Source organism: Psychrobacillus sp. NPDC093180 (genome assembly GCF_044754065.1).
In the GTDB taxonomy this organism is placed as follows: Bacteria; Bacillota; Bacilli; order Bacillales_A; family Planococcaceae; genus Psychrobacillus.
In genome coordinates, this window is record NZ_JBIVOJ010000005.1 from 158923 (window position 1) to 180944 (window position 22022).

Below are 22022 nucleotides of genomic sequence, written 5' to 3' on the forward strand. Positions count from 1 at the left end.
AATTGGGGGTTTTCATTTTGACAAAACGTAAATTTGGTTTAGGTCTATCACTTGTATTAGCTGCTGGTACAATCCTTGGAGCTTGTGGTGCAAAAGACGAAGAAACAAAAACTTCAACAGGTTCAGAAGGCACAGATACTGGAACTTCAGAAACAAAAGACTTTTCTATCGCTATGGTAACGGACGTTGGTGGAGTAGATGATAAATCATTCAACCAATTAGCTTGGGAAGGTATCGAAGCATTCGGTAAAGAAAATGGACTTGAAAAAGGTGACGGCGGTTATGATTACCTTCAATCTTCATCGGACGCTGATTATATCACAAACTTAAATAGCTTAGTACGTCGTGATTTCGATGTAGTTTATGGAATCGGTTTCTTAATGGAAGAACCAATTGGTAATATCGCAGATCAACAACCAGATGCACAACTTGCTATTATTGACGCTATTGTTGATAAACCAAATGTTGCTTCTGTAATGTTTAAAGAGCAAGAAGGTTCTTTCTTAGCGGGTGTGGCAGCTGCATTAATGTCTGAATCCAAACAAATTGGTTTCGTTGGAGGAATGGAAATTCCAGTTATCGAACGTTTCGAAGCAGGATTCGTTGAAGGTGTAAAAGCTGTAGATCCAAGTATTAAAGTAGATGTACAATACACTGGTAAATTCGATGATGCAGCTCTTGGTAAAACAACTGCTAACCGTATGTATTCTTCAGGCATCGATATTATTTTCCACGCAGCTGGCGGTACTGGTAACGGTGTATTCGCAGAAGCTAAAGAGCGTAAAACAAAAGATCCGAATGCAAATGTATGGGTAATCGGAGTTGACTCTGACCAATACGAAGAAGGTGCTGTTGGTGATACGAACATTACACTTACTTCTATGCAAAAACGTGTAGACGTTGCAGTACAAACAATAGCAAAAGAAGCAATGGATGGAAACTTCCCTGGTGGGAAAACAGTAACTTATGGTTTAGCAGAAAAAGGGGTACAGCTTGCTGACTCTCGTGGAGCTATTCCACAAGATATTCTAGACCAAATCGAAGAATACTCTAAAAAAATTGTTGATGGTGAAATTACTGTTCCTGAAACAGTAGAATAATTTGCTTTTCTAACATCATAAAGGCCGATGCTTATCGGTCTTTATGATGTTTTAATTAATAGAAGAAAGATTTTAAAAAATTTAAGTGTTTATGTCATTGTATAGAACTTTAACTTACAAGATTTAAAATCTTTCCTGTATTAATTTTGTAATAGGGATTCCGTTTGAAGTAGAAGAGTAACAAGAACGATTAGATCGGGATGAGTTGTATGATGAGGCTACACTATTGGTAAAAAATAGGGAACTTTATCGAAGACACCAATCGAGAGATGCTATAGAGTGGGCTATTGTCGAGTTGTCAGAACTATGGATCATCTCGGTTTGTATGAAATAGTAGGACCTCATAAAGGAAATAAGCCACGTCAAGTACTTGTTATTAAAAACTCCTTAGATACTGATTCTATATGACAAAACGATTACAAATAGATAAAGTTTCTGTTAAGTTAATAGTTAAAAAATTTATAAAAGTATTTATTTCGCCAATTAAAAGTGTTATAGTATGACTGATTAGTAGGAATGTTTTACATCAGAGGTCTGATCTCTAAAAATGGTGGTGTTTTTATATGACAATAAAAGTAGATCATCGTCATTTATATCTTCAAGTGATTGATCGTATAAAAGAAGACATTGAAAATGGCATATTCAAGGAAAAGGAAAAACTTCCTTCTGAGTTTGAATTAGCAAAATCACTAGGTGTCAGTCGTGCAACCTTAAGAGAAGCTTTACGTCTTTTGGAAGAAGAAAATGTAATTGTCAGACGACATGGAGTAGGGACATTTGTTAATTCAAAACCTGTCTTCACGTCGGGTATAGAACAGCTTTCGAGTATTTCTTCTATGATTCGAAGTGCGGGTATGGAACCAGGTACAATTTATCTGAGTTCGATGCAATCGCTTCCAACTGAAGAAGATATGAATCGCTTTGAATGTAAGGACGAGCATTGGATTATTTCCATGGAGCGAGTCCGTACTGCAAATGGCGAACCGGTAGTGTATTGTGTGGATAAAGTTCCTAAAAAATACTTGCCAGGTGATTTTCTCCTAAGAGAAGAAGGTTCTATTTTTTCAGCACTAGAGGAATCTGGGGAAATTCGTGTATCTCATGCGGTAGCATACATCGATCCTGTTGGATACCATGAAGTTGCTTCTCCTACACTAAATTGTGCACCGGAGACGTCTTTGCTTGTATTAAAACAACTGCATTACGATGAAAATGATTGTGTGGTATTGTATTCGAAAAATTATTTTCGAGCAGATAAATTTAGCTTTCATGTTGTTCGGAAAAGGTTGTAAAATGTTTCAATTCCTGCTAATAAGAAAATAAATGGAGGTTTTCATTTTGACAAAACGTAAATTTGGTTTAGGTCTTTCACTTGTACTAGCTGCTGGTACGATTCTTGGCGCTTGTGGTACAAAAGACGATGAGAAAGCATCAACAGGTTCTGAAGGTACAGACAAAGGTACTACAGAATCAACAGATTTCTCTATTGCAATGATCACGGATGTTGGTGGAGTAGATGATAAATCTTTTAACCAATCAGCTTGGGAAGGTTTTCAAGCATGGGGTGAAGAGCATGGTCTTGAAAAAGGCGATGGTGGTTTTGACTATCTTCAATCAGCAGGAGACGCTGATTACGTAACAAACTTAAATAACTTAGTACGTCGTGATTTCGACATCGTTTATGGTATTGGTTTCTTATTAGAAGAACCGATTGGTACGATTGCGGACCAAAAACCGGATAATAAATTCGTTATTCTTGATGGTGTTGCGGATAGACCAAACGTTGTTTCTGTATTGTTTAAAGAACAAGAGGTAGCATACCTTGCTGGAGTTGCAGCTGCACTTATGTCAGAAACTAAACAAGTTGGTTTCGTTGGAGGAATGGAAATTCCAGTTATCGAACGTTTCGAAGCAGGATTCGTTGAAGGTGTTAAAGCAGTAGATCCAAGTATTAAAGTAGATGTACAATACACTGGTAAATTTGATGATGCTGCACTTGGTAAAACAACTGCTAACCGTATGTATTCTTCAGGTGTAGATATTATTGCACACGCTGCTGGTGGTACTGGTAACGGTGTATTTGCGGAAGCAAAAGAACGTAAAACAAAAGATCCGAATGCAAATGTATGGGTAATCGGAGTTGACTCTGACCAATACGAAGAAGGTGCTGTTGGTGATTCTAACGTAACACTTACTTCTATGTTGAAAAAAGTTGGAACTGCGGTACAAGATGTTGCGAATGATGCAATGGCTGGAAACTTCCCAGGTGGTACTACTTTAACTTATGGACTAGCTGAAAATGGCGTTGAACTTGCTGATTCACGTGGGGCTATTCCACAAGAAATTTTAGACCAAATCAAAGAGTATTCCGATAAAGTTGCTTCTGGTGAAATTACTGTTCCTGAAACAGTTGAATAATTAGTTATACGAACATCATAAAGATCGATGTGAATCGGTCTTTATGATATTTTAATTAATAGATGAAAGATTTTAAAAATTTAAAGTCTTTCCTGTATTAATTTTGTACTAGTATAGTAGGGAGTGAATTCATTGGAATATGTAATAGAGATGCTAGGCATTCGAAAAGAGTTTGGATCATTTGTTGCGAATGATAATATTACTCTCCAATTAAAAAAAGGAGAGATTCATGCTCTTCTAGGAGAAAATGGAGCTGGAAAGTCCACTCTCATGAATGTGCTATTTGGTCTATATCAACCGGAAGCCGGCGAGATAAAAGTAAAAGGGAAGACTGTGAAAATAACGGATCCGAACGTAGCAAATGACCTTGGAATTGGTATGGTTCATCAGCATTTTATGCTTGTAGAAAATTTCACTGTAACAGAAAACATTATTTTAGGGAACGAACTAACGAAAAGCGGTGTTATCGACATTAAAGATGCTGCGAAAAAAATCCAATCCCTTTCAGAAATGTATGGGTTGGCGGTTGATCCTTACGCTAAAATTGAAGATATATCTGTTGGTATGCAACAACGTGTGGAAATTTTAAAAACACTATATCGAGGAGCAGAGATATTAATATTCGATGAACCAACTGCATCTCTTACTCCCCAAGAAATAATTGAGCTCATTCAAATTATGAAAAGACTCATTCAAGAAGGAAAATCGATTATTATTATCACGCACAAACTAAAAGAGATTATGGACGTTTCAGACAGAGTAACCGTTATCCGTAAAGGAGAAGGAATTGGAACCGTTATCACGGCTGAAACGAATCCTAATGAACTTGCCTCTCTAATGGTTGGTAGACAAGTAGATTTTACAACTGTTAAAGTGGATGCGAATCCTACTGATGATGCTTTAGTTATAAAAAATCTAGTTGTTACCGATTATCGTGGCGTGGAAAGAGTAAAAGATTTGAGTTTAACAGTGCGTAAAGGTGAGATTTTAGGTATTGCTGGAATTGATGGAAATGGCCAATCCGAGTTAATCGAAGCCATTACCGGATTAAGAAAGTCAAAAAGCGGCTCCATCTCGATCAATGGACAAGATATAACGAATAAGAAGCCTCGTAAAGTGACGGAATCAGGCATTGGACATATACCACAGGACCGTCATAAACATGGACTAGTATTGGATTTCCCTATTGGACATAATATTGCTTTACAAACTTATTATGAAAATCCAATTTCTAAAAATGGAATTATGAACTATGGAAAAGTTTCAGAATTAGCACAGAAAATCATTAGAGAATATGATGTGCGAACGCAAGGAGAATTTACTCCGGCGCGTGCTTTATCGGGTGGTAACCAACAAAAAGCCATTATTGGTCGAGAAATCGAACGTAACCCAGAGTTATTAATCGCAGCACTTCCAACTAGGGGATTAGATGTTGGTGCGATTGAATTTATCCATCAACGATTAATCGAGCAACGAGATAAAGGAAAAGCGGTACTATTACTGTCGTTTGAACTAGATGAAGTAATGAATGTATCAGATCGTATCGCGGTTATTCATGATGGACATATAGTCGACACCGTATTGCCAAAAGAAACAACTGAGCAAGAATTAGGTCTGTTAATGGCAGGTCAAAGCACAAGAGAAAAAGTGAGCAAACAGGGGGATAATAAGCATGCCGAATAGAGTAGTTAATATACTTGTCCCTGTTATTTCCGTAATATTAGGTTTACTTGTAGGAGCAGTAGTAATGGTAGTAAGTGGATACGATCCAATTGCAGGTTATTCTGCACTTTGGAATGGTATTTTTGGAGATTCCTATACAATAGGAGAAACTATCCGCCAAATAACTCCTTACTTGTTATCAGGGTTAGCAGTTGCGTTTGCTTTCCGTACAGGACTATTTAATATCGGGGTAGAAGGACAATTGTTAGTCGGTTGGTTTGCAGCTGCATATGTGGGAATTGCGTTCGATCTACCAATGTACATCCATTTACCATTAGCGATTATCGCTGCTGCAGTAGCAGGTGGTTTGTGGGCATTTATACCTGGTCTTTTAAAAGCCAAATTACAAGTGCATGAAGTTATTGTAACGATTATGATGAACTACATTGCGCTTCATACGACAAATGTACTTACACGAATGGTTGCAAATGGCAAAGAAACGACAGGTACTATTAAAGAAACGGCTTCTTTGAAATCAGTATTTTTTGAAAGTTTAACAGATTATTCGAGATTGCATTACGGTATATTCATTGCACTGGCAATGGTATTTGTGATGTGGTTCATATTAGAAAAAACGACGACTGGTTTTGAATTGAAGGCAGTTGGATTCAATAAGAACGCATCTGAGTATGCTGGTATGAATGTAAATAAAAATATTATCCTTTCGATGGTTATTTCCGGAGCATTTGCAGGGTTAGCGGGTGCGATGGAAGCGCTTGGTACATTCCAATATGCGAGTGTAAAAGGTGGCTTTACGGGAATCGGATTTGACGGAATAGCAGTAGCTCTTTTAGGTGCAAATACGCCGCTCGGGGTAGTCTTCGGTGCAACCTTATTCGGTGCGTTGAAATTTGGCTCATTGAATATGCCAAATGCGGCTGGTATACCGGTTGAAATCGTTTCGATTGTTATCGCGCTTATTATTTTCTTTGTAGCATGTGGTTACATTATTCGCTATTTCCTTGTAAAGACGAACAAGAAAAAGGAGGCGAAATAACATGAGCTTTTTAGAGGTTCTATATTTCATTATTCCGTCAGCCATATTTTATGCTGCTCCGCTAGTCTTTACAGCAATCGGTGGGGTTTTCTCCGAACGTTCCGGTGTTGTTAATATCGGACTTGAAGGTTTAATGGTAATGGGAGCATTTATCGGCATTATTTTCAACCTTACATTTGTCGATACTTTCGGTTCAATGACTCCATGGATGTCCATAGTTGCAGCCATGATTGTCTCTGGTATATTTGCAATTATGCACGCGGTAGCAACTATTTCCTTCCGTGCAGATCAAACGATTTCCGGGGTAGCGATCAATATGCTAGGTGTCGCAATTGCATTGTTCTCTGTTAAAATGATTTATGGTAAAGGGCAAACAGATTATATTCAAGAACGTTTCGTCCGATTCGATATTCCTTTTTTAAGTGATATTCCAGTTCTGGGACCTATGTTTTTTAAAGATGTTTATTCGACATCCATTTTAGCTTTTATCGTAGCAATCGGTGCGTGGTTTGTTATTTATAAAACACCGTTTGGTTTACGTCTTCGCGCAGTAGGGGAGCACCCGATGGCTGCGGACACGATGGGTGTTAATGTTACGAAAATGCGCTATATTGCGGTTATTTTATCAGGGATGCTTGCAGGAGTCGGTGGAGCAGTTTATGCACAAGCTATTTCCGGGGAATTTAGTCATACAACGATTAATGGACAAGGGTTTATGGCACTTGCTGCGATGATCTTCGGGAAATGGCATCCACTAGGAGCGCTTGGAGCAGCATTATTCTTCGGTTTTGCGCAGGCATTAAGTATTATTGGTGGGCAAATTCCATATATCGATCAAATACCGAGCTATTACTTGCATATCTTACCGTATGTATTGACGATTTTAGCGGTAGCTGGATTTATCGGAAAAGCACATGCACCAAAAGCTAGTGGTGTACCATATATTAAAGGAAAACGATAAAACGTGAGGGACCAATTAAATTTGGTCCCTTTTTGTTTGTACAGTTATAAGGACTACATGTATAGTAAAATGGTATAAGAGATAAACTAGAAGAAAAAGGGGGATCACAACATGTTTCAACAATTCGAACTTGCCCAAGGCGTTAAGCTTTATGTAAGACCGACCGAACAATTTAAAACGATTAATATATCGTTCAAATGGAAACAACAACTAACCGAGGAACAAGCGGCGATCCGTGCTGTTTTAGCGAATGTATTGCAGTATAGCAATGCCGAATATGAAACTAATGCAGATTTTCGAAAACGTTTAGATGATTTATATGGTGCTGTCTTATACTTTGATACAGGGAAAAAAGGAGCTCATCATATTTTTTCACTGAATGCGGAAACGGTAAATGATGCTTATTTATCCAACGAAAAAGTAGTAGATGAAGTCTTCAACTTATTACATACCGTCTTATTTAAACCAAGGTTGGTAGATGGAAAATTTGTAGATTCAATTGTCACTAGAGAAAAAGATCAAGTTGTCGAACGTATACAATCGATGTATGACGACAAAACAAGATATGCGCAGCAACGTTTGCTAGAGAATATTCGCCCGAATCACCCTGCTTCTATTTCTGCAAATGGAACAGTTAAGGCAGTAAAAGCTGTAACAAACGAACAACTAGTAGCGATGCACCAAACCATTCTAACAGAAGATAATTTGTCCATATATGTTGTTGGAGATGTAAATGTAGAAGAAATCAAAGAAAAAATAGCTAGCCATTTTCCATTTACAGCTCGATCCACAGCACTGTCACGTGACGTAGAGGCAGCTAAGGCATCTACCGAAAATGGGTTCTTACATGAAATACAAGATATGAAGCAAGGAAAACTGCATATCGCCTATCGTACACCAATTACTTTCTTTTCGGAGGAGTTTCCTGTAATGCAGATGACAAACGGCATTTTAGGAGGCTTTTCACATTCCAAAATTTTCATGAATGTACGAGAAAAAGAAAGCATGGCCTATTATGCGTCTAGTAGCTATGCATCCTTATATGGCTTAATATTTGTCCTAGCAGGGATCGATGCTAATTTACAGGAAAAAGCGGTAAAGTTAATAGATGAACAGTTAAAAACGATGCAAGAAGGAAATATTACAGACCTAGAAATAAATCAAACAAAATCGATGCTATCAAATCAATTGAAAGAAGCAATGGATTCCGCTCGCGCGCAAATTGAAATTTACGATCAATATAAAGAATTAAATGAGTCATTTACTGTAGAAGACTGGGTTGCCAAATGGTCCACTGTAACAAAGGAACAAATCAGTCAAATGGCTCAGAAAATAGAAAAGGAATTCGTCTATTTCCTATCTGGTAAGGAAGGTGCAGGCAATGAATGAAACTTATTTTGAACAATTAGAAGAAACGTTATACCATGAGCAATTGCCGAATGGCTTAGAAGTATATATTTTACCGAAAAAGGGATTTTCCAAGACATTTGTAACCTTTTCGACGAAGTATGGATCGATTGACCGTGAATTTATTCCCCTTGGTAAAACGGAACCTGTAATCGTTCCTGATGGTATAGCCCACTTTTTAGAGCATAAAATGTTCGAAAAAGAGGAAGGAGACGTTTTTCAACAGTTCAGTGAAAAAGGTGCTTCTGCCAACGCGTTCACTTCTTTTACAAAAACGACTTACTTATTCTCTTCTACTGATCATGTATTAGATAATACGAAGACTTTACTTGATTTTGTGCAGCAACCTTATTTCACAGAAGAAACCGTCGAAAAAGAAAAAGGGATCATTGGGCAGGAAATTACCATGTATGATGACCAGCCCGATTGGCGCTTATACTTTGGAGCTATTGAAAATATGTATAAGGACCATCCCGTGAAAATTGATATTGCAGGAACGATAGAGTCTATTGATAAAATTACCGCAGATCATTTATATGAATGCTACAACACGTTTTATCATCCATCTAATATGACAGTATTTGTTGTTGGAGCGGTGAATCCACAGGAAATGATGGATTTTATCAAACAAGACCAAGCGGCGAAAACTTTTGAAGCGCCACAGGAAATTAAACGATTTTTCCCGACTGAACAAACGAATGTTGCTTTTTCAGAGCGCAGCTTGCAAATGGATGTCCAAAAACCAAAAGTTATTTATGGTATTAAGGCAACGAATACCGATATTTCTGGCGAAGAAATGCTGAATTATGAGTTATCCATGCAAGTGGCAATTGAACTCTTATTCGGAAGAACTTCTGCATTTTATCAAGACGTTTATGAAAAAGGATTAATCGATGAATCGTATTCAGCAGACTTTTCAATGGAAAAAGGATACGGATTTACGATGATCGGCTCGGATACCGTTAACCCGGAACAACTTGTCGAGAAAATTAAACAATCGATTCAATCATTAGCAAAAGAAGGACAGTTTACCGAAGAGGATTTAAAGCGGGTTACACGTAAAAAAATTGGCTTTTTCTTACGTGCATTAAATTCAATTGAATACATCGCAAACCAATTTACAAGATACTCCTTTAACGATATGAATTTATTTGACGTTGTACCAGCCCTTGAAAATCTTAAGCTGGAACAAGTGATGCAGGCACTGGAATCTTTGAAGGATGAACAGACACACACTGTATTCAAGGTCGTTCCATTCGAGAAAAACGGTAATGAATAAAAAGTTTGCATTAGTGTTAGGGGCTTCAGGAGAAATAGGGGACACCATTTGTCGTAACCTAGCTGAAGCAGGATGGTCCCTATATCTACATTATTCAAGCAATAATATGCGTGTAAGCACGCTTATGGAAGATTTGGAGCGTTTATACCCGACACAAGAATTTATGCTTATACAAGCGGATATGAGGGAACCCGGCTCTATTGAAAAATTAGCAAATTCAATCTTTTCCCTTCATTCCATTGTTTTCGCTCATGGGCATAGCTTATATAAAGGGTTGGAAGAAACGACGCTAGAAGATATACGTCAGTTATTTCTAGTGCATGTGGAACATCCGATGTTTCTTTTAGGTAAAGTGACACCAAAGCTTCGAAAACATTTGCATAGCTCGATTATTTTCGTTGGATCTATTTGGGGAGAGACGGGGGCTTCCTATGAAGCGGCATACTCTGCTGCAAAAGGAGCCCAGCATGCATTTGTGAAAGCTTATGCAAAAGAAGTCGCACATTCTAAGATTACGGTAAATGTGGTAGCACCAGGTTTTATCGATACGAAGATGAATATGCATGTGGAAACCGAAGCTCGAACGTTATTATTAGAAGAAATACCTGCAGGCGTTTTTGGTACAACACAAAACGTTGCGGATGCGGTCGTTTTTTTAGCTAGCGAAAAAGCAAACTATATTACTGGCCAAATTATTCGCATTAACGGCGGATGGTATATTTAAGTAGTATTTTTAGAGAAAAGAGAGAGAATCGTGCTCTTTTCTTTTTTCTTTTATTCGCCTCGAAATTCATATATGATAGAACTTATAATAGGTAAATAACGTCATCTAACGAGAGAGGACAGATATGTATGACAAGTGAGTGGTTTTTTGAATACGAGATTCAAATAAATCGTCCAGGTCTTTTAGGGGATATTGCTTCATTACTTGGGATGCTTCGTGTAAATATTGTTACGATTAATGGCGTAGATGAAGGCAGACGTGGTATGCTTATTAAAGCAGAAAAAAAGGAAAATATTGAACGCTTTGAACATATTGCTTCGACAATGGAAACAATCCAATTGACTAAATATAGGGAACCGAAGTTAAGAGATCGGTTGGCAGTGCGTCATGGTCGCTATATTCAACGAGATGCAGATGACAAAAAAACATTCCGATTTGTCCGCAATGAGTTGGGAATTTTAGTGGATTTCATGGCTGAAATTTTTAAACAAGAAGGCCATAAGTTGATTGGCATTAGGGGAATGCCACGTGTCGGTAAAACAGAATCGGTTGTCGCTGCAAGCGTTTGTGCAAATAAAAAGTGGATTTTTCTTTCTTCTACCATGATTAAACAAACCATCAGAAGCCAACTTATAGGGGACGAGTTTAGCGATCGCAATATTTTCATCCTCGATGGCATTGTGACAAGGAATTCAAATGATGAAAAACATCAAATGTTAGTAAGGGAAATGATGCGAATGCCTACGATTAAAGTAGTAGAGCATCCAGATATGTTCATTCAACACTCCGAGTATTCTATTGATGATTTTGATTATATTATTGAGCTTCGTCACAATCCCGAAGAAGAGATTTCGTATGAAATGATGGAGAAAAACCACAGCATGTCGGACAAAGGAATGAGTGGTTTCGGCGGATTTGGTGGATTTAATTTTTAACGGGCAGGTGTTTTAGTTGACGGAACTTGGCGCTCGCTTAAAAGAAGCGAGATTAGCAAAAGGTTATAGTATTGATGATTTACAAGAAATAACAAAAATTCAAAAGAGGTATTTAACTGGTATAGAAGAAGGAAATTATGCCACAATGCCTGGCGCATTTTATGTGCGCGCATTTATAAAGCAATACGCAGAGGCAGTCGGTTTGAACGGAGACGAGCTTTTGGAGTCGTATAAAACCGATATTCCTTCTCCTACAAATGACGACGTTTCTAAAAGTATTCCTGCGACGCCATCTAGAAGAAGTTTAGGTGGACGTACGTCGAATAAATTTATGGAAGCTTTCCCAATGATCGTTGTTGCCCTATTCATCATTGCAATTATTGTAATTGTTTGGATTTTATATCAAAATAAACCCGAAGATTCCAAAGATGTGGTGGAACCAAATGATAATGTGGTGATTGAACAAAAACCTCAATCAGAGCAAAACGCAAAAGATCCAGTCGTGGAAGAACAGGAAAAAGAAGAGCCAGAAGAGCCGGTGGAGGAAGAAGTAGTAGAAGAAGAGCCTGTTGCCGACGAGCAGCTTACTTTTGTGGAAACACAAGGGGAAACGTCTACGTATAATTTAACTGGTGGAGAAAACTATGTATTAAAAGTAGTTGCAACGAACAAAACTTGGTTGAACATAAGAGATCAGGACAATAAGATTTTGGTCGACCAAGCAGTTAGCGCTGGTGAGACATTCGAATTAGACGTGACTAACTCATCAAAAGTTCGAGTACGCCTCGGTTCGACTCCTGGTAATACCGTGTCTATCAATGACCAAGTAGTTGAATTTCCAACAGATATGGTTACGCAAAACTTAGTCATACAGTTTCAAAAATAGTCATCTTATAGATGGCTATTTTGTTTGAAAGTGAAAGGAGTTACATATAAATGAATATACCGAATCAAATAACGATGTTCCGAATTTTTTTAATACCAGTATTTATGTTATTTATGCTTGTCCCTTTTAACTGGGGCGATATTAGCTTTCTTGGTGCAACAATTCCGATGGGACATTTAATCGGAGCGATAATTTTTATAGTTGCATCGATTACAGACTTTATTGATGGTTACTATGCAAGAAAACATAACTTAGTAACGAATATGGGGAAATTTTTGGATCCACTGGCAGATAAATTGTTAGTGTCTGCTGCTCTCATTATTTTAGTGCAGCTGGGTTCAGCTCCAGCTTGGGTAGTTATTTTAATCATTAGCCGTGAGTTTGCGGTAACAGGACTACGTTTGATCCTTGCAAACGAAGGAGAAGTCGTAGCTGCCAACCAGCTTGGAAAGATTAAAATGTGGACACAAATTATCGCAGTTTCTTCTTTATTATTAGGTAATGTGTTTTTTGAAATGTTCCATATTCCGTTTGATATGATTATGCTGTATGTTTGTTTATTCTTTACTGTATGGTCCGGTTTTGATTATTTTTATCTAAATCGTAGAGTGTTACTGGATTCTAAGTAGGAAGGAAGTTTTTTATGAAAGCTGAAGTTATTGCGGTAGGTTCCGAATTATTATTAGGTCAAATTTCCAATACAAATGCTCGGTTCATCTCTTCTCAGCTAGCGGAGTTAGGAATCGATGTTTATTATCATAGTGTTGTTGGTGATAATCCCGACCGCTTGGTAGAATCTATTAAAATTGCGGAGAATCGAGCAGACCTGATCATTTTTACAGGAGGATTGGGGCCTACAAAAGATGATTTAACGAAAGAGACAATTTCGAAACATCTAAACAAAAACCTTGTATCAGATCAACATGCTCTCATTTATATTGAAGATTTTTTCAAGCGCATGAACCGAAATATGACAGAAAACAATAAAAAACAAGCACTTGTTTTAGAAGGCTGTACTGTTTTAGAAAATAAGCACGGAATGGCACCTGGAATGTTTTTATCGACCGAAACGCATTCGTATATTTTACTACCAGGCCCACCGAAAGAAATGGAGCCAATGTTCCAATTCGAAGCGAAACCTATCCTTTCTAAGCTACTACATAATGAATCCATTATTAAGTCACATGTTATGCGATTTTATGGCATTGGAGAAGCAGAGCTAGAAACCGAAGTCCAAGATTTATTGTACAATCAAACGAACCCAACGCTTGCACCACTAGCGTCTGACGGAGAAGTTACCTTACGATTAACCGCTAAAAGTGAAACAGAGGAAGAGGCTTGGAAACTTATTGATGTCTTACAAACAGAGATTTACAATCGCGTAGGAAAGTTTGTGTATGGCTATAATAATGATTCCCTTGCATCAAAGCTTCGAGATATTTTGGTTGAAAATAATTTAACGATCTCTGCCGCAGAAAGTATGACAGCAGGACTTTTTCAAGCGGAGCTTGCCGCAGTTTCAGGTATGGGGCAGGCACTAGTTGGTGGTATGATTACGTATACAGAGGATATAAAGATACAGCAATTAGGCGTAAATGAAGAGACGATTAATGAATTCACCGTAGTATCTAGTCAATGTGCAGAGGAAATGGCTATGCGTGTAAGAGAGAAGTTTGATACTAATATTGGTGTTGGCATTACAGGAGCAGCTGGTCCAGACGGGCACGGTGGTCAACCGGCAGGTACAGTTTGGATTGGTATCGCTTTTGACGATGCGGCACCTGTTTCTTACAAGTTAAGCCTATCAGGTATGCGAAATACAAACAGATTAAGAGCTGTAAAGTTTACCATCCATTATTTAATATGCTTACTGCATGATCGAGGATTATAGAAATTGAATTTTGAACATAGAAAACAGCCCGAAATTGAATTTTGGGCTGTTTTTAGTAACTAAAATGAAATAGACGCAAAAATGAACGAATAAACGTTCGCTTTTTTCTTGTGTATTTCTCAAAAACCTAGTATAGTAGAGATAGAAATAAAAATCAGAGAATCTTCTAAGGAGGAAATATAGTTGGCTAATGATCGTAAAGCAGCGCTCGATATGGCGTTAAAACAAATAGAAAAGCAATTCGGTAAAGGTTCCATTATGAAATTAGGAGAAAAAACGGACCGTGAAATATCTACTTCTTCAAGTGGTTCTTTAGCACTTGATGCAGCATTAGGAATAGGCGGATATCCAAGAGGCCGTATTATCGAAATATACGGTCCAGAAAGTTCGGGTAAAACAACTGTTGCACTTCACGCGATTGCAGAAGTACAAAAAAATGGCGGTCAAGCAGCATTTATCGATGCAGAGCATGCATTAGACCCAGTTTACGCTCAAAAACTAGGTGTAAATATTGATGAATTACTTTTATCACAACCAGATACGGGAGAGCAGGCGCTTGAAATTGCAGAAGCATTAGTTCGAAGCGGTGCCGTAGAAATTTTAGTAATTGACTCAGTAGCTGCCCTTGTTCCAAAAGCAGAGATTGAAGGGGAAATGGGAGATTCACACGTTGGTCTTCAAGCTCGACTAATGTCTCAAGCATTACGTAAACTTTCAGGTGTTATTAACAAATCTAACACGATTGCGATCTTCATCAACCAAATTCGTGAAAAAGTTGGAGTAATGTTCGGAAATCCAGAAGTCACTCCAGGTGGACGCGCACTTAAATTCTATAGTTCCGTACGTTTAGAAGTAAGACGTGCAGAAGCAATTAAGCAAGGCACGGATATTATGGGGAACAAAACGAAAGTTAAAGTTGTTAAAAACAAAGTAGCGCCACCATTTAGAACAGCTGAAGTAGATATTATGTACGGAGAAGGAATTTCGCAAGAAGGAGAAATTATCGATCTTGGTTCAGAAATGGACATCATCCAAAAAAGCGGTTCTTGGTATGCATACAACGAAGAACGTTTAGGACAAGGTAGAGAAAATGCAAAACAATTCCTAAAAGAAAATCCAACTATTAAAAGCGAAATCGCTTTAAAAATCCGCGAATCTCTAGGACTTGCTGCGTCTTCTTATACAATTGCAGGACACGAACCTGAAGAAGAAGACGAAGAGTTTGAATTACTATTAGATGAAGAATAAAATAATCAAAGTCTCTCAACTTGTTGAGGGACTTTTTTTGATATTTTAGCGTTCGTTTTAAAAGATAATACGCAATAATAAGTTTGCACTAGGATTCAGATCCGCTGAGCTACATTTTAATAGTTTAGCTAGAGCACTGGTCAAAATTCCAATTTAACCAAGATTCGCTTGCTCTAAATTCCATTAAGTGTTTTACACGACATAGTAAGCCTCCAACACGACAAACCAATCTAGCGAATTCTTTTTACTTAGCAGGTGGATTATAGCAAACTATAGAACAGTATCCTTATAGCATATGCCCTATTCATTGCTGTCTCACTCTAACTGTACTTGCTATATGAAAAGTTGGTTGCTTTCGAGGTTAATTTAGTTGCTCATAGATAAGAATTGATTGCTCTTATCCATTTTTTAGGATTAATTATCCAATATAATTTTCGGGATTTAGCGCGCTGGCAGTAGCGACAAAGCTGTCCGTCGAACGACCACGCAAAGCAAAATGTCTTTATACTAAATACTAGCGAATAATCCCTTCAAACTCACTAAGACTTGTAATCCCTATTTAATGAAGTAAGATTTCAGTATTTCTTTTAAAGCAATTACGCATTTTCATAAAAAACCAAGTAGAAACCAATAATATTCCTATCGTTTCCTTGACAGAGTATTTCTACATCTATACAATTAAAATTGTATAATTTCTTTATAAAATAATGAAAAGGCAATACATATATGTACTTTCATATATGAGCCGACTGAAACTTAAAAAGAATAGCAATAGGGGGTGTTCGAATGCCATATGAAATTATCATCTCCGCTTTGCTTGGTCTTTTCGTCGGTGCCGTTGTTGGTTATATTTATCTGAAAAACGTGAACGATTCAAAAGTGACTGGTGCAAAACAATCTTCTGCACTCATCTTAGATGAAGCAAAGCGAGAAGCAGAAGCATTAAAGAAAGAAGCATTACTAGAAGCCAAAGATGAAACTCACCAATTACGAAATGAAGCAGAATCTGACATCCGTGAACGCCGTATGGAACTGCAAAAACAGGAAAATCGGTTATTACAAAGAGAAGAGAACCTTGATCGTAAGGATGATGCTCTAAACAAGAGAGAAGTAGGTCTTGAGCGTAAAGAAGATGCTCTAACCGAAAGACAACAGCATATCGAACGGAAAGAAAGTAAAGTGGACGAGCTTGTTGATAAACAACAAAGTGAACTTGAACGAATTTCTACTTTAACACGTGAAGAAGCAAGAACCGTTATTCTTCAAGAAGTAGAAAATGAACTATCTACGGATATCGCTGTCATGACAAAAGAATCGGAAACAAGAGCAAAAGAAGAGGCCGATAAAAAGTCTCGTGAAATTCTTTCCCTTGCGTTGCAACGATTTGCAGCTGATCATGTAGCAGAAACAACCGTTTCCGTTGTTAATCTACCGAATGACGAAATGAAAGGCCGTATCATTGGCCGTGAAGGTCGTAACATTCGTACGCTCGAAACTTTAACTGGAATCGATTTAATCATTGATGATACACCAGAAGCTGTTATACTATCAGGATTTGATCCGATACGAAGAGAAACTGCTCGTCTAGCACTAGAAAAGTTAGTGCAAGATGGACGAATTCATCCAGCCCGTATTGAAGAAATGGTAGAAAAATCGAGAAGAGAAGTAGATGAACAGATTCGAGAAATCGGAGAACAAACTACATTTGATGTAGGCGTTCATAATTTACATCCTGACTTGATCAAAATCCTTGGTCGTTTACGTTACCGTACAAGCTACGGTCAAAACGTATTGAAGCATTCAACAGAAGTAGCGGTTTTAGCTGGCTTACTTGCTGCTGAGCTTGGAGAAGATGTAACACTTGCAAGACGTGCAGGATTACTTCACGACATCGGGAAAGCAATTGACCATGAAGTAGAAGGAAGTCATGTTGAAATTGGTGTCGAGCTTGCAACGAAATACAAAGAACATCCAGTTGTTATCAATAGTATTGCGTCTCACCATGGCGACACAGAAGCAACTTCTGTTATTGCCGTATTAGTTGCAGCTGCAGATGCATTATCCGCAGCACGACCTGGTGCAAGAAGTGAAACATTAGAAAACTACATTCGTCGTTTAGAGAAACTGGAAGAAATTTCGGAATCCTATGATGGCGTGGAAAAATCTTTTGCGATTCAAGCAGGAAGAGAGATTCGTATTATGGTTCGTCCAGATCAAATCGATGATATTACTGCTCATCGTTTGGCAAGAGATATCCGTAAGCGAATCGAAGAAGAACTAGATTATCCTGGTCATATTAAAGTAACTGTTATTCGAGAAACAAGAGCTGTAGAATACGCAAAATAGAAGGAAGGCTTCTACTAAGAAGCCTTTTTTTCGTTAAGGAAGTGGGTAAATAATGAAGATTTTATTTATAGGAGATATCGTTGGTTCGATTGGTAGAGATACACTAGAAAGTTATCTACCAAGATTAAAAAGAAAATATAATCCAGATGTTGTCATTGCAAATGGTGAAAATGCTGCGGCTGGTCGCGGCATTACGAAGAAAATTTTTCAAGACCTGCTATATATGGGTGTAGACGTCGTTACGATGGGTAACCATACTTGGGATCAAAAAGAAATTATGGACTTTATTGATGATACGGATTATTTGATTCGTCCTGCCAATTTTTCAGAAGAGGCACCAGGCAAAGGGATGACGTCCGTAACGAAAAATGGGCAAACTATTTCGGTTATTAATATGCATGGTAGAACATTCTTGCCACCTCATGATGATCCATTTAAAAAAGCGACAGAGCTAGTAGAAGAAGCGAAGAAATTATCACCAATTGTTTTTGTTGATTTTCATGCGGAAGCAACAAGTGAAAAAATTGCTTTTGGTTGGCATCTAGATGGAAAAGCATCAGTCGTTGTAGGAACGCATACACATGTACAAACAGCGGACTCTCGTATATTACCAGGCGGTACAGCGTATATAACTGACGTTGGAATGACAGGGCCTTACGATGAAGTGTTAGGGATGAAAAAAGAGGATGTTTTATATCGTTTTCAAACGAATTTGCCGACTCGTTTTGAAGTACCGAAAAGTGGTCGTTCCGTATTAAGTGGTTTTTTCGTAGAAGTAGATAATGCTACGGGGAAAGCTGTTCACCAAGAACGAGTTTATATTAATGATGATTATCCATTTCAAGGCTAATAGAGTCTAAATAATCACTCCGGAGCATAAGGTAGGTTATGGACGAAAGCAAGTTCATAATCTAGCTATAAAAGGAGAAATGATAGTGGATTCTTTAAAAGTATCTTCTCGTTCTAACCCCAATTCAGTTGCTGGAGCACTTGTTGCAGTAATTAGAGAACAAGGGTATGCAGAGATGCAAGCAGTAGGGGCAGGCGCACTAAATCAGGCAATTAAGGCAATTGCCATCGCAAGAGGATTTGTTGCACCTAGTGGTACAGACTTAACTTGTTCACCTGCTTTCACAGATATCATCATATCGGGTGAAGATCGAACTGCTTTGAAGTTATTAGTAGAGAAAAAGGTAAAATAACCGTGAAGTCGCTACTGTAAAACGTAGCGACTTCATTTTATTTTTTAGAATATATTGTGACGATTTGATTCCGTCAAAGGTCTGATTTTGAGGAAAAACATTGTGAATACATAGTGAATCGTACTACTTCATGGTAAACTTATGAAGGTAAAAAAACATTTAATAATAGAAAAAAGCATTCAACGAGACAGTAAGGAGATGTTTATATATGTTGCAACAACTTTCTTGGAAAGTAGGAGGGCAGCAAGGAGAGGGTATTGAAAGTACTGGGGAAATTTTCTCTATGGCGATGAACCGCCTTGGATATTATTTGTACGGATACCGTCATTTCTCTTCTCGAATTAAAGGTGGCCACACAAACAATAAAATCTGTGTACGTCCTACACAAGTGCGTACAATCCCAGATGATTTAGATATTTTAGTAGCCTTCGATCAAGAAACAATAGATGTGAACTACAAAGAACTAACCGAAAAGAGCATTATTCTAGCAGATGCTAAATTCTCACCAGTAGCACCAGAAGATTGCTTAGCACCGATGTATATTGTTCCATTTACAGAGGTCGCTGCAGAATTAGGTACGTCGCTTATGAAAAATATGGTGGCAATAGGAGCTACATCAGCCTTATTAAATCTGGATAAAGCAGTATTCCAAGAAGTTGTAGATGAGATTTTTGGTAAAAAAGGACAAGAAGTTGTTGAGAAGAATATGCAAGCAATCCAACAAGGCTTCGATACGATGGCTGAACAGCTAGGAGACCGATTAGGCGAGTGGGAACTTGTTCCTGCAGACGGAAAACACCGCTTGTTTATGATCGGAAATGATGCAATTGCGCTTGGAGCTTTGGCTGCGGGTGTTCGATTTATGGCAGCCTATCCGATTACGCCAGCTTCTGAAATTATGGAATATATGATTAAAAAGCTGCCTTTGTTTGGTGGAGCAGTTATTCAAACAGAAGATGAAATCGCAGCAGCTACTATGGCTATTGGATCTAACTACGGTGGTGTACGTGCATTTACAGCATCAGCGGGCCCTGGTCTATCTTTAATGATGGAAGCAATTGGTCTTTCAGGCATGACAGAGCAGCCATTAGTTATAGTTGATACGCAGCGTGGGGGACCATCTACTGGACTACCAACGAAACAAGAGCAATCGGATCTTATGCAAATGATTTATGGTACACATGGGGAGATTCCGAAAGTAGTTATAGCACCAAGTACGGGAGAAGAAGCGTTTTATGATACGATTCAAGCTTTTAATATAGCAGAAGAATTACAGATTCCTGTTATTATCTTATCGGATTTACAGCTTTCACTCGGTAAACAAACAGTAGATCCATTTGATTATTCTAAAATCGAAATTCGCCGTGGTAACCTAATAAATACAGATGAAATACCAGAAGCAGAAGATAAATCATACTTCAAACGTTATGAAGTAACAGAAGATGGTGTTTCACCGCGTGTACTACCTGGTACGAAGCATGCCATTCACCACGTTACAGGGGTTGAGCATGATGAAACTGGTAAGCCTTCAGAAGCAGCATCTAACCGAAAAGCGCAAATGGATAAACGTATGAAAAAGCTTCAGCATGTAAACTTTAGCGACCCAGTTTATGTAAGTGCACCTTATGAAGAAGCTGACATTCTATTCGTAGGATTCAATTCTACTAGAGGTGTGTTAGAAGAATTACAGCAAACGCTAATTGCACAAGGAATGAAAGTGAATCATGCACATATCCGCTTGATCCACCCATTCCCAGCAAAAGAAGTGCAACCACTAGTAGCAAATGCGAAAAAAGTAGTCGTTGTGGAAAATAACGCAACAGGCCAATTAGCAAACATTTTAAAAATGAATGTTGGCGGTCATGATAAAGTAATCAATGTATTGAAATATGATGGAACGCCATTCTTACCATTACAGCTTGAAAAACAAGTAAAGGAGTTGCTTAAATAATGGTAACATTTAAAGACTTTCGTAATAATGTAAAACCAAACTGGTGCCCAGGATGTGGCGACTTCTCCGTTCAAGCAGCTATTCAACGTGCGGCAGCCAATGTTGGCATTCAGCCCCACGACCTAGCGGTAATTTCAGGAATCGGCTGTTCAGGACGTATTTCCGGCTATATCCATTCTTATGGTTTCCACGGTATTCACGGACGTGCACTTCCGATTGCACAAGGCTTGAAAATGGCAAATAAAGATCTGCATGTAATTGCTTCTGGTGGAGACGGAGACGGGTTTGCAATCGGTATAGGCCATACAATTCATTCCATTCGACGTAATATCGACTTAACATACGTAGTCATGGACAACCAAATTTATGGTTTAACAAAAGGGCAAACTTCTCCACGCTCAGCAGAAGGATTTAAAACGAAATCCACGCCAGGTGGAGCAATCGAGCCTTCTCTTAAACCACTAGAACTAGCGCTAACATCAGGAGCTACTTTTGTAGCACAAGGCTTCTCTTCTGACATCAAAGAGCTAACTGCCATTATTGAGGCTGGTATTAACCATAAAGGTTTTTCTTTCATCAATGTGTTCAGTCCTTGTGTAACGTACAATAAAGTAAATACCTATGACTGGTTCAAAGAAAACTTAACAAAGCTTTCCGATGTAGAAGGCTACGACCATACAAATCGCGAACAAGCAATGCAAGTTGTCATGGAGAACGAAGGATTAGTAACAGGAATCATTTATCAAAATGAAGAAGCTCCTTCCTATCAAGAGCAAGTTCCTGGCTACGCACCAACACCACTAGTAGACCAGAACTTGAAAATGAGTGAAACAGAATTTAATACATTATTACAAGATTTTATGTGATGATAAAAAAGCTACCTTTAAGGGGTAGCTTTTTTAGTGCGTGGAGAATTGGAAGATAGAGTTCCGGAAACGGGAGATCCGCCTCCATA

20 protein-coding genes are annotated in these 22022 nt (G+C 38.2%); all 20 read left to right on the plus strand.

From position 1 onward, the window contains the following. Window positions 1-17: 17 nt before the first annotated feature. The 20 genes from ACIP9W_RS09310 (at window position 18) to ACIP9W_RS09405 (ending at window position 21933) form a co-directional block, all read left to right on the plus strand. Window positions 18-1100 (plus strand): BMP family lipoprotein, encoded by a 1083-nt coding sequence (locus tag ACIP9W_RS09310; RefSeq protein WP_400788436.1) that lies wholly within the window; start codon window positions 18-20, stop codon window positions 1098-1100. 261 nt (window positions 1101-1361) lie between these two features. Next, a complete protein-coding gene (locus ACIP9W_RS09315; RefSeq protein ID WP_483880174.1) occupies window positions 1362-1508 on the plus strand; it encodes a DNA translocase FtsK in 147 nt (48 codons plus the stop codon). A 155-nt stretch (window positions 1509-1663) separates the two neighbouring features. Next, window positions 1664-2392 carry a GntR family transcriptional regulator gene (locus tag ACIP9W_RS09320; RefSeq protein WP_400788439.1) on the plus strand — a complete coding sequence of 243 codons (729 nt, stop codon included), beginning with the start codon at window positions 1664-1666 and terminating at the stop codon, window positions 2390-2392. A 46-nt stretch (window positions 2393-2438) separates the two neighbouring features. Continuing rightward, window positions 2439-3518, plus strand: a complete 1080-nt coding sequence (locus tag ACIP9W_RS09325) for a BMP family lipoprotein (protein WP_400788442.1) — start codon at window positions 2439-2441, stop codon at window positions 3516-3518. 132 nt (window positions 3519-3650) lie between these two features. Further along, a complete protein-coding gene (locus tag ACIP9W_RS09330) occupies window positions 3651-5201 on the plus strand; it encodes an ABC transporter ATP-binding protein (RefSeq protein WP_400788444.1) in 1551 nt (516 codons plus the stop codon). Then, entirely contained in the window at window positions 5191-6237 is a 1047-nt protein-coding gene (locus ACIP9W_RS09335; protein WP_282245280.1) for an ABC transporter permease, read from the plus strand. The genes ACIP9W_RS09330 and ACIP9W_RS09335 overlap by 11 nt, the downstream gene beginning before the upstream one ends. Window position 6238: 1 nt before the next feature. After that, complete coding sequence (locus ACIP9W_RS09340; protein WP_400788448.1) at window positions 6239-7198, plus strand: ABC transporter permease; 960 nt, start codon at window positions 6239-6241, stop codon at window positions 7196-7198. 111 nt (window positions 7199-7309) lie between these two features. Further along, window positions 7310-8587, plus strand: coding sequence for an EF-P 5-aminopentanol modification-associated protein YfmF (gene yfmF / locus ACIP9W_RS09345; RefSeq protein WP_400788449.1), 1278 nt, complete (start codon window positions 7310-7312; stop codon window positions 8585-8587). After that, window positions 8580-9884, plus strand: a complete 1305-nt coding sequence (gene yfmH / locus ACIP9W_RS09350) for an EF-P 5-aminopentanol modification-associated protein YfmH (RefSeq protein WP_400788452.1) — start codon at window positions 8580-8582, stop codon at window positions 9882-9884. Before yfmF ends, yfmH begins: the two co-directional genes overlap by 8 nt. Next, a complete protein-coding gene (ymfI, locus tag ACIP9W_RS09355; protein ID WP_400788454.1) occupies window positions 9877-10608 on the plus strand; it encodes an elongation factor P 5-aminopentanone reductase in 732 nt (243 codons plus the stop codon). Before yfmH ends, ymfI begins: the two co-directional genes overlap by 8 nt. A gap of 128 nt (window positions 10609-10736) precedes the next feature. Further along, window positions 10737-11543, plus strand: coding sequence for a DUF3388 domain-containing protein (locus tag ACIP9W_RS09360; protein WP_400788456.1), 807 nt, complete (start codon window positions 10737-10739; stop codon window positions 11541-11543). Between the two features lie 16 nt (window positions 11544-11559). Continuing rightward, the gene (locus tag ACIP9W_RS09365; protein WP_400788458.1) at window positions 11560-12429 is read left to right on the plus strand and encodes a helix-turn-helix domain-containing protein; all 870 of its coding nucleotides are present in this window, start codon (window positions 11560-11562) and stop codon (window positions 12427-12429) included. Between the two features lie 50 nt (window positions 12430-12479). Beyond that, window positions 12480-13058, plus strand: coding sequence for a CDP-diacylglycerol--glycerol-3-phosphate 3-phosphatidyltransferase (gene pgsA, locus ACIP9W_RS09370; protein ID WP_400788459.1), 579 nt, complete (start codon window positions 12480-12482; stop codon window positions 13056-13058). A 14-nt stretch (window positions 13059-13072) separates the two neighbouring features. Further along, the gene (locus ACIP9W_RS09375) at window positions 13073-14320 is read left to right on the plus strand and encodes a competence/damage-inducible protein A (protein WP_400788461.1); all 1248 of its coding nucleotides are present in this window, start codon (window positions 13073-13075) and stop codon (window positions 14318-14320) included. Window positions 14321-14503: 183 nt separating this feature from the next. After that, window positions 14504-15568, plus strand: coding sequence for a recombinase RecA (gene recA, locus ACIP9W_RS09380; protein WP_142540850.1), 1065 nt, complete (start codon window positions 14504-14506; stop codon window positions 15566-15568). Window positions 15569-16354: 786 nt separating this feature from the next. Continuing rightward, a complete protein-coding gene (gene rny / locus ACIP9W_RS09385) occupies window positions 16355-17914 on the plus strand; it encodes a ribonuclease Y (protein ID WP_400788464.1) in 1560 nt (519 codons plus the stop codon). A 52-nt stretch (window positions 17915-17966) separates the two neighbouring features. Further along, window positions 17967-18764 (plus strand): TIGR00282 family metallophosphoesterase, encoded by a 798-nt coding sequence (locus ACIP9W_RS09390; protein WP_282245262.1) that lies wholly within the window; start codon window positions 17967-17969, stop codon window positions 18762-18764. Between the two features lie 85 nt (window positions 18765-18849). After that, a complete protein-coding gene (locus ACIP9W_RS09395) occupies window positions 18850-19116 on the plus strand; it encodes a stage V sporulation protein S (RefSeq protein WP_093060206.1) in 267 nt (88 codons plus the stop codon). Between the two features lie 208 nt (window positions 19117-19324). After that, window positions 19325-21067 (plus strand): 2-oxoacid:acceptor oxidoreductase subunit alpha, encoded by a 1743-nt coding sequence (locus ACIP9W_RS09400; RefSeq protein ID WP_400788466.1) that lies wholly within the window; start codon window positions 19325-19327, stop codon window positions 21065-21067. Further along, the gene (locus tag ACIP9W_RS09405; RefSeq protein WP_400788468.1) at window positions 21067-21933 is read left to right on the plus strand and encodes a 2-oxoacid:ferredoxin oxidoreductase subunit beta; all 867 of its coding nucleotides are present in this window, start codon (window positions 21067-21069) and stop codon (window positions 21931-21933) included. The genes ACIP9W_RS09400 and ACIP9W_RS09405 overlap by 1 nt, the downstream gene beginning before the upstream one ends. The last annotated feature ends 89 nt before the right edge of the window (window positions 21934-22022 follow it).

Coding starts and splice junctions, on each gene's coding strand:
- ACIP9W_RS09320 (WP_400788439.1), top strand. CDS start 1,664: ATGACAATAAAAGTAGATCATCGTCATTTATATCTTCAAGTGATTGAT.
- ACIP9W_RS09335 (WP_282245280.1), top strand. CDS start 5,191: ATGCCGAATAGAGTAGTTAATATACTTGTCCCTGTTATTTCCGTAATA.
- ACIP9W_RS09340 (WP_400788448.1), top strand. CDS start 6,239: ATGAGCTTTTTAGAGGTTCTATATTTCATTATTCCGTCAGCCATATTT.
- yfmF (WP_400788449.1), top strand. CDS start 7,310: ATGTTTCAACAATTCGAACTTGCCCAAGGCGTTAAGCTTTATGTAAGA.
- yfmH (WP_400788452.1), top strand. CDS start 8,580: ATGAATGAAACTTATTTTGAACAATTAGAAGAAACGTTATACCATGAG.
- ymfI (WP_400788454.1), top strand. CDS start 9,877: ATGAATAAAAAGTTTGCATTAGTGTTAGGGGCTTCAGGAGAAATAGGG.
- ACIP9W_RS09360 (WP_400788456.1), top strand. CDS start 10,737: ATGACAAGTGAGTGGTTTTTTGAATACGAGATTCAAATAAATCGTCCA.
- pgsA (WP_400788459.1), top strand. CDS start 12,480: ATGAATATACCGAATCAAATAACGATGTTCCGAATTTTTTTAATACCA.
- ACIP9W_RS09375 (WP_400788461.1), top strand. CDS start 13,073: ATGAAAGCTGAAGTTATTGCGGTAGGTTCCGAATTATTATTAGGTCAA.
- rny (WP_400788464.1), top strand. CDS start 16,355: ATGCCATATGAAATTATCATCTCCGCTTTGCTTGGTCTTTTCGTCGGT.
- ACIP9W_RS09390 (WP_282245262.1), top strand. CDS start 17,967: ATGAAGATTTTATTTATAGGAGATATCGTTGGTTCGATTGGTAGAGAT.
- ACIP9W_RS09400 (WP_400788466.1), top strand. CDS start 19,325: ATGTTGCAACAACTTTCTTGGAAAGTAGGAGGGCAGCAAGGAGAGGGT.
- ACIP9W_RS09405 (WP_400788468.1), top strand. CDS start 21,067: ATGGTAACATTTAAAGACTTTCGTAATAATGTAAAACCAAACTGGTGC.